Annotated in this window: 1 pseudogene; it reads left to right on the forward strand. The window is 60.6% G+C overall.

From position 1 onward, the window contains the following. Positions 1 to 1234, forward strand: a pseudogene (locus tag GNF76_RS29210) (RHS repeat protein); the annotation flags it as partial.

Raw genomic sequence — 1234 nt, forward strand, 5'->3', positions numbered from 1 at the left:
TCACCGCCGAGCGTGATGAGCTGGGGCGCGTTACACACTACGAGTACGCCGACGGTCTGCACCTGATCAGCCGTCGGATCAACCCGGATGGCACACAACTCAAGTACCGCTACGACAACACGCGGCTGTTGCTGACCGAGATCGAAAACGAGGTTGGCGAAACCTATCAACTCGACTACCACACCAATGGCCTGATCCAGCAGGAAACCGGCTTTGATGGGCGGCGCACGGCCTACGCCTATGACCTCAACGGCCATCTGCTGGAAAAGACCGAATACGGTGATGACGGCAGTCAGTTAGTGACCGGCTACGAGCGAGACTACGCCGGTCGCCTGGTCCGAAAAAACCTGCCCGACGACAGCGCTGTCGATTACACCTACGACCGCCTCGGCAATCTCCTCAGTGCCGACGACGGCCACTGGTCCCTCAACTACGAATACGACCTTCAGAACCGTCTGACGGCCGAGCACCAAGGCTGGGGCACGCTGCGTTATGGCTACGACCACTGCGGCCAGCTCAAACACCTGCGCCTGCCGGACAACAACCGCCTGGCCTTTCATCACGACAAAGGCGGCCACCTCGCCACCGTCGAACTCAATGGCAAAACACTCACCTCGCACCTGTTCAAGTCAGGCCGCGAACACCAGCGCCAGCAAGGTCAACTGCTTAGTCACTACCACTACGATGACCAAGGCCGCCTGCATGCCCATGCCTTAACCCAACAAGAACACCACCACTACCGTCGCCAATACGACTACGACAAACGCGGCAACCTGAGCCGCCTGCTCGACACCCGCAAAGGCCAGCACGACTACCACTACGATCCCCTCGACCGCCTGACCCGCGCCAACCACTCGCAAGACCTGCAAGAACGCTTCGTCCACGACCCGGCGGGCAACCTGTTGATGCAAGACCGTGTCGGCCCCGCCGTGGTCGTCGGCAACCGGCTGCTGAAACAAGGCGACCGGCATTACGACTACGACGCCTTCGGCAACCTGATTCGCGAACGGCGAGGACGTGCGCAGCAACGGGTCACCGAGTACCGCTACGACTGCCAACATCGGCTGATCGCTGTTACTCAACCGGAGGGCCGAACCGCCAGCTACCGCTACGACCCGTTTGGCCGGCGTATCAGCAAAACCGTTGATGGGAAGACCACCGAGTTCTTCTGGCAAGGCGACACCCTGATTGCCGAACACAGCGCCGATCAGCACCGCAGTTACGTCTACGAACC

The sequence above is a fragment of the Pseudomonas spelaei genome (assembly GCF_009724245.1).
In the GTDB taxonomy this organism is placed as follows: Bacteria; Pseudomonadota; Gammaproteobacteria; order Pseudomonadales; family Pseudomonadaceae; genus Aquipseudomonas; species Aquipseudomonas spelaei.